The 7,887-nt window shown below is 32.9% G+C and carries 4 protein-coding genes; all 4 read right to left on the bottom strand.

Going from position 1 to position 7,887, the window contains the following annotated elements:
• Positions 1-263 precede the first annotated feature (263 nt).
• The 4 genes from B0E44_RS02350 to B0E44_RS02335 are packed head-to-tail and all read right to left on the bottom strand — an operon-like array spanning position 264 to position 7,737.
• Entirely contained in the window at positions 264-1,607 is a 1,344-nt protein-coding gene (locus tag B0E44_RS02350; protein ID WP_077370597.1) for a DUF4302 domain-containing protein, read from the bottom strand.
• A gap of 59 nt (positions 1,608-1,666) precedes the next feature.
• A complete protein-coding gene (locus B0E44_RS02345) occupies positions 1,667-2,524 on the bottom strand; it encodes a substrate import-associated zinc metallohydrolase lipoprotein (RefSeq protein WP_077370596.1) in 858 nt (285 codons plus the stop codon).
• 17 nt (positions 2,525-2,541) lie between these two features.
• Complete coding sequence (locus B0E44_RS02340) at positions 2,542-4,023, bottom strand: RagB/SusD family nutrient uptake outer membrane protein (RefSeq protein ID WP_077370595.1); 1,482 nt, start codon at positions 4,021-4,023, stop codon at positions 2,542-2,544.
• Between the two features lie 12 nt (positions 4,024-4,035).
• Positions 4,036-7,737, bottom strand: coding sequence for a SusC/RagA family TonB-linked outer membrane protein (locus B0E44_RS02335; protein WP_174565122.1), 3,702 nt, complete (start codon positions 7,735-7,737; stop codon positions 4,036-4,038).
• Positions 7,738-7,887: the final 150 nt, after the last annotated feature.

The following is a 7,887-nucleotide window of genomic DNA, read 5'->3' as shown; positions in this document are numbered from 1 at the left end:
ACATAGGGAGATAATAACATTTATCGGTGTAATATATTTCTTTATCATATTTTAAAAATGAATTAAGTGTTTTTTTGATTATTTCTGATTTCAATTGATTTGCCTCTTTATTAATGCCTTTTGATGATATTGTTTATCAATAAAACAAAAAAAAGCCCGCAAAATCTAACTTATTTGGCGGGCTATCATTACTTAAATAATAAAAATTCAAAAAATAATGATTAAAAATACAATAGTATTTGAGCTATCTGATTGTTTTGTGTCTATAGTCCATAAGTTGTTATTCTAAATGGGCTTGAAGCACTAGTAAAAGTATATACAGTATTCGTAAATCTTATTTTAAAATCTTCTTTTTTAACATATAAACCTGCTGGGTCTAATAGTTTTTGATCAATAGCTTTTAAAAATTTAGGTTCTGGTATAATTGCAGCACCATTATCCCAATATTCATTGATAAGAACAATAGTTTTATCTGCAGCATTTTCAACGGTTGAAACTGTATGATAAATTGTTGGTTTTCCTCCCGAGAATCGATACTCAATATAATTACCATAAGGAGTATTGAAATACAATTGAATCCTGCTCAATTTTTGGTTTGCTGGTAATGTCGCATTAATTTCATTTAATAATGAAGTACATAAAGGAGAATTTGTAGGCGCAGTTGATAAGTAGGCAGCAATATAGCCATATACTGTTTGAGGTTCACCATCCAAAAGTTTTTTGTAATCATCCGTTTTTATTAATGGGGCGGCGCTATATTTTATTGTTGCAGTAACATTATTCGTTCCTGTTGCAGTAAATTCACCTGTTACATCATCATAAATAAAGTTGGTTAGTTTTTGGGTACCAACTTGTACTGCAGGATTAACTGTAATACCGGTAGGAGTATAAGCGATGCCCATATTATAGCTCATATTTGACCCAGATTCTATAGAGTTTGCAAGGGCAAAACGAGTCACATCAGAAAAATTAAAGTCAAATTGATTAATTTTAGTACCGTCGTTTGTTTCTAGTAATCTAAAAAGTGGTCGAGTAGGAGCTCCAATCACATTGTCAATCATGTCAATGTTTTTAGGAAGATCAGCCCAGTCTTGCGCAGTAGCTTTTACAAAATGAAGTTCGATAAAATCTCTATTGGTTTTGAAAATTATTTCACCATTTTCCTGACCATAATACAAGAATTGAAAGTCACCCTTGTATCCTTTTCCTCTGAGAGCAGTTGTAGGATAACTATCTGAATCGGATAGTAAATGGATTCTGTTTTTTGTAGTAAAGACAAGACTCACGGTGCTTCCTAATTGAATTTGGTACTCACTACCATAGATAGCTGTATCGCTATCAAAATCGGAGGCCATATCTACTAGTCCGCCATTTTTGAATTTAAAAAGATGAGTATAACCGCCTAATTGTGTGTTGTCTGTGAAATAAACAGCTTTCCAGCCATACTCTGATGATAATAGTAAGTTGTTTAATTCGGTTTTCTGAGCATTTAATCTTTCGGTTGGTGTTTGATCAAATTTTTGCTCCGTTTCATTATTGTCGCAAGAAACCAATTGTATTGCCAGAAAAGCAAGAATCAGTAACTTAAATAGTGGTTTTATTTTCATAATATTTTGTTTAGTTAATGCTGTAAAACGTACTTGTTTATACTAAGTTTCATTAATGCTTAATTAATTATTGCATTAGTATTAATTTCTGCCTGTTTTCTTAAGGCATAAAAATCCATATCAAAAGCTTCTTTAAAGTATTTAACTACTTGCGCTTCTTTAGCTCTTAATGCAGCTACTGCTGTTGGACTTTTAATACCAGCAATAATTGCTTCATATTCATCATATGAGTATACTAGCATTGACGAAGCCGTTTCTGCAAAATCTTCATTAATATTTGATCTGGAATAGCTTGTTATGAAACCTAGTTCGTTTGAATCCGAGGTCGTTGTTAAATGCCAGCTTGCAGTATATCCTACTGGAGTTATTTTTGCCCAAGCTTCTTCATCAAAAGGTTTAGTTTGATTTAAGATATGGATATATTCATGTTGAATTGTATGAATAAAACGCTTAACACTTTCGCTACTTGTTCTATCTACATAATCAGTTTCAAAAAGGGTAACTCTTTGTCCTCCTTCAGCCAGACCTAGTGTCACTGTTCCAACAGTATTTAAATTTACTCCTCCAACCATAACAATTTCTCTTGGAGCAATTTTTTTGACAAAATCATTTCCTCCAATTGCTTTGTAGCTATCCAGCCAAATTTTTTGAACAATTTCTAAAGCATTTTTTACCAAGTCTACTTGTGGTGGATATAAATAACGATTGTTGTCGACTGTATTTTGGTTCCATTTGTACTGTACATTAATATTGTAAGGTGTCAGATAATTGCTCGTTATCCAATTGTCTAGTTCTGTTTTTACAGGTTGACTATAATCTAATTGACTTTCTGTTAGGTGATCTTCGGTTGCACAAGACCCTAGTGTAAGTATTAGTAGCATAAGTACTAGTACTTGACTGTATTTTGTTATTTTCATAGTTTTTTGAATAATAGTTAACGTGGATTTTTTTCAACACCATTTGTTGATGCGCTAAGAGGAATTTGTATGGCTCTTCGTTTATCATCTTTTGCTAAAATAATAGTAGGCTCATTGTAACGTTCGTGTTCAACTACTATGTTGAATCGTTTTACGTCAAACCATCTTATTCCTTCATGAATAAAATCTCTTCTACGAGTTTCTGTAATTGCTTTTATATAGGATGTTTGCGTTGCTGATAATGTATAAAACGGTGTGAATTCATCAACAATTACAGGGTATTTGTCCAGAATGTCTTGTTCGGTTAATACATCGGTAGCAGGGTCATAACCATCGGTTCTTGTTGCGAGAAAATATTCCAGTGCAGTAGTTGCTTCTGCAAGTTGGTTTTTCATTACAAGTGCTTCGATACGGTTTAGGTAAAACTCATCATTGCTTAATAAGACAATGGCTGTATAGGGTTCTCCAATGTTAGCAGTTGTGTTGGTGTATTTAAAATATTCGTAATATTTTGGTACAAAAGTAGTTATGAATCCATTGTACGAGTAATTAGAATAATACCAGTCTTTGTTAAAAATATTGGTTTCTCTACCAATGATTTCTTCAGATCTTGCGCCAGATAGATAGTATCTATTGGCTGACGTAGCTCTTGAGTAGATAGAATATGGCGATGCTATTAATAAATTTGTTGCTTCATCACTTTTGGCATATCTAATACGTTGTGTATTAAAATCGTCAAACGTATAGGATTCATAGTCTCTAAGTTTTCCAACAGGGTTAGCTCCCAATTCAGCAGAAACTTCTAGAACTTTATCCCAATCCCCTTTTATTAGATAAAAACGACTTGCAAATGCTTTTGCTGCATTTTTATTAAAATGAAATTTGGGCTCTTTATAGTTATTAGAAACATATGGTAATCCTTCTTCTATGTCTTTTTGAATTAAACTAAAAACTTCAGCGACAGTATTTCGAGTGTATTTTTTAATTAAAACATCTTCGGGTTCTGTTACATAAGGAATTCCTAAATCCTTATCTGCAGTTGCAGGATTATAACGATTAGACCAAAGTGTAACTAACATGAAATGTGCATAGGCTCTAGCTAGTAAAGCTTCTCCTTTTTGCGGCTGAAGATCAGTAGTGTTACCAAGTTCTTCAATAGCCTCTAGAGCTTTGTTTGCATGTGCAATGGCTCTATAGCAGGCATCCCAATATGCAGCTTGGGTATCAATATCGGTTTGATCTTGCATTTCCCAATTGTAACTTTGGAGGTTTTTTAGAGGAGCACTACCAAATTGTTCTCCACTGTCAAAAACGTTATCAGACATAGTTTCGGCAATATCCATATAGTTGGCATTTGGATATGCATTTACTAATAATTCTGAAATTTTTTCGGGAGTATCTATTTGAGTTCTGTTGTCTGGGGTTTCTGAAAGAAAGTCATCACAGCTAGTAATGCTTATAAGCACTAATAGGGATAAAGTTATTTTTAGGTTTTTCATAATGATATATTATTACAATGAAATATTTATGGCAAATGTGTATTGACTTGTTACAGGAAACGCTACACCTCCTGTGTTTCTAAATTCCGGATCCTGACCGTTCAATTTTTCATCAGAATAAATCAACCATGGATTTACTGCAGAACCTCTTAATGTAAAGGTGTTAAGACCTAATTTTTTCTTCAAATCGGTTGGAAATTCCCAACTTAATGAAATGTTTTTTAGTCTTACAAAATCGCCATCTGCAATACGTGCATCAGAATAATTATAGGTATTATATGCCGTTTCAAGCTGGCTAATACCACCATAATTTTCAGCTAGTCTTTTGTCGGCAATTACAGGAATATTTGTAAAGTTTTCATCCCCAGGATTGATCCAACGATTTGTAAAGTCTTTTGTAAAAACAGTTAAATCATCGTATTGGCTACTGTAAACAGGGTTTAAACGTACTTTGTTTCCTCCTGATCCAACAATGAAAACATATAGTGACCAATTTTTGTAGGTAAAAGTATTGGCAAGACCAACAGATTTATTTGGTTCAATAGATCCTTCGTATTTTAAGTAATCCGTAACATTGTCATTGTCTTGAAAATTAGCACCTGTAATAAGATCCGTTTCTCCATTAGGCATAATAAAAGTTGGTAAACCTTGATTATTTAAACCTGTAAATTGATACGAATACAATGAGTTTCTTGGGTGTCCAATAGCATTTCCACCATTTCCTTCGATCAAATCAAATGCTGTTGGTTTGTTTTCGAGTTTAGTAATCTCTTGATTATAGATAGAGAAATTAAGAGTAGTAGACCATTTAAAATCTTTATTATTAATGTTTTTGGTAGTAAAGGCAACTTCAAGACCTTTGGTTTCCATATTTGCATTATTACCTTGCTTAATTCTTTGACCACCAATTCCTGATGTGATTACAAAATCTACTAAGTCAAAAGCTTTACGGCTGTATATATCTGTAGTAAATTGGATTCTGTTATTAAACATTCCAAGATCAACTCCAATGTTGGTTTCAAATTGTTTTTCCCAGGTTAAATCTTTATTTTGTAGCTCTTCGATTTCAATTCCTGTCTCTCTATCAGATAAATTTAAACGATCTGTAATGAAGCTTTTATAGATAGCCAATGAGTTTGTAGCAGGTCCTGCAGTTGCTGTTAAACCATAGGAACCTCTTAGTGCTAGATTAGTTATTGAAGTAACTTCTTTCATAAACTCCTCTTCGATAACATTCCATTTACCACTTACCGTATAAGTTGGTAGCCATCTTGATGATCCGCTATCTCCTTGTCTGTTCGATCCATCATAACGACCAGTTATAGATCCAGTATAGCGACGATCATAAGTATATCCTACTTTTCCAAAAAAACCAACAGTTCGTTCTCTTTCTGCATTAAAGTCATAATAAGAATCTCCCTCGTTAATTATTTTTTCTAATAATCTAGGATCAGTAAAAGCAGTCAATCCTCTGTCATATTGTAATCCAGCAGCAGTAAAATTATCACTATTTCTATCTACAGATCTCAATTCGGTACCAAATAAACCTTCTAGTTCATGTTTATCGTTAAATGTATTTCTGTAGTTTACACTGTTTCTAAGGTTGTAAGATGTTAAATCATTAGTATACTTTCTTAAAAAACCACCATTTGGAAGCACAGAAACTTTTGGAGCAGTTAAGTCGTTAGGATCTTGATATAGAAAGATGTTTTCATCCCTAACAATTGTAGTTTCCATTGCATTATAAGCACCTACAACATTAGATTTTTCTAATATTTTATGTTCGCGACTTGTATTGGCATAACGTGCCGATCCAGTAAGATTATATGTTAGATGCTTATTGATTTTATAGTCTAAATCAGCTTGAAAACGAATATCTTTTACTTCAATCTCCATGCGATTGTTTTCTAATTCGTTCAAAATATTAATTGGAGCCCAGTTGTTTCTATAATATTCTAAATTTCCGTTTTCATCGTACGGTCTAAGCGTTCTGTTGGTATTTAGAACATAATTAAAAGGATTGATATCAAAATCTCTAGTTACTTTTCCAAAAACTTCGTCTTTTTCGCTATCATAACTACCAGGTGCTTCTTGGTCTCTTACTGAGGCTAATGTTGATAGCGTTATGTTTAGTTTATCATTTACATAAAAAGTTCCTTTTAGATTTGACGATAATTGATTGACTTTATCAGCTACTGTCCATCCTGGGTCATTATAATAACCTAATGAAGCATAAAAAGTGTTGTTTTTTCCACCGCCCGAGAAACTCAATGAATGGTTTTGAGTAATAGATGGTCTAAATAGGACATTGAACCAATCCGTATTGGCTAGTTCATATTTTTTTAAAAATTGATTACGACTTGCCTGATCATTTTTTACCAAGTAACTGTCGGTTGCTGGAACGTAAGTGTTTATTGCTTGTCCTAATAAATTATAAACGCCACCATATCTTCCTTGTAAAGTTGAAGGCAAATCAAGAAAACCTTTTCCTTCTATTTCTTTTAGAATACTCATCGTTTCTTGAGAATTCAAAATATCATATTGGCTATATTCTGGGACAGTTCTAAGGGTTTGCTCTAATGAATAGGTTACTTTTAGAGGCGAGTCTCTTCTTCCTTGTTTTGTAGTAACAACAACAACACCGTTTAGCGATCTTGAACCGTAAATAGAAGTTGCAGATGCATCTTTTAAAATTTCAATACTTTGAATGTCATTAGCATTTAGACCAGCAATTGATGAACTTAATAAAGTCTCTGAATTTCCTGAAGCTAAATCAGCAAAGGAAAGATTGATGATGTCTTCTTGGACTACACCATCAATTACCCATAATGGTTTTGTATCACCAAAAATAGAAGACGATCCACGAACTGTAATTTTTGGAGCTGTACCAAAAGTACCTGTAATGTTTTGCACTGTTACACCTGCAGCCTTACCTTCGATCATTCGGCTCACATCAACTACACCATCAACCTTTAGTTCGGTAGCGCTAATTTTACTTGTAGCTCCTGTAAAAGTTCTTTTTGAGGTTTTTTCATAACCTGTTGTAATTATAACTTCGTTAAGATCTAGTCCTAATTGAGATAAAGTTATAGTCATAAAATCAGCTGTAACATCAACTTCTTTCGTTTTCATGCCAACATAGCTAACTACTAATTTTGTACTTCCAGAAGGTACTTCTATCGAGAAACTTCCATCAAAATCGGTTAAGGTTGCAATTTTAGTCCCTTTTACAAATACCGATGCTCCTGGTAGCCCATTCCCGTTATTGTCAATTACTTTACCTTTGATAGGATTTGCAATTAAATTATAATTTAATGCGTTCAAAAGATCAAGATTTGATGAATCGTTTATAGGCGATTTTTGCAAAACAATCTGATCACTTATCTCAGAATAATTGATGTTTAAAGGTGTAAGTATTTCGTTTAAAATTGCAGAAAGTGTTTCATTATTTGCAGTAATGTTCACTTTTTGGTTAAGTTGTGTGATTCTTGAATTGTAGGAAAATTTTACTTTAGCAGATTTTTCAAGTTTAGATAACGCATTGGATAAACTCAAGTTGGTTATGGAAATAGTAACTTTTGTATCTAGTTTTTTCTGTCCTTTGGCACTGTTGGCCATCATAACAGTTGAGAAGACAAAAGCCAATACCATCTGAAAGAGTGTTATTTTCATGATTTGAAAGAGTAATCGTTGTTTAACAACAGGTTTTTTCATAATTTTGGTTTTGTTTTGATTAATACTTTTTATAGGGGTGTTCTGAAAAACGTACCAAAAATGCTTTTTACAGAAAGCTTTTTGATATTAATTTAACGTCGAATGTGTTACAGCATATTCGGCGTTTTTTATTGAGTCAAAAATAATTTC

The sequence above is a fragment of the Flavobacterium sp. A45 genome, assembly GCF_002001005.1.
Classification (GTDB): Bacteria; Bacteroidota; Bacteroidia; order Flavobacteriales; family Flavobacteriaceae; genus Flavobacterium.
This window is presented reverse-complemented; position numbering and strand designations above follow the sequence as displayed.

Coding starts and splice junctions, on each gene's coding strand:
- B0E44_RS02350 (WP_077370597.1), bottom strand. CDS start 1,607: ATGAAAATAAAACCACTATTTAAGTTACTGATTCTTGCTTTTCTGGCA.
- B0E44_RS02345 (WP_077370596.1), bottom strand. CDS start 2,524: ATGAAAATAACAAAATACAGTCAAGTACTAGTACTTATGCTACTAATA.
- B0E44_RS02340 (WP_077370595.1), bottom strand. CDS start 4,023: ATGAAAAACCTAAAAATAACTTTATCCCTATTAGTGCTTATAAGCATT.
- B0E44_RS02335 (WP_174565122.1), bottom strand. CDS start 7,737: ATGAAAAAACCTGTTGTTAAACAACGATTACTCTTTCAAATCATGAAA.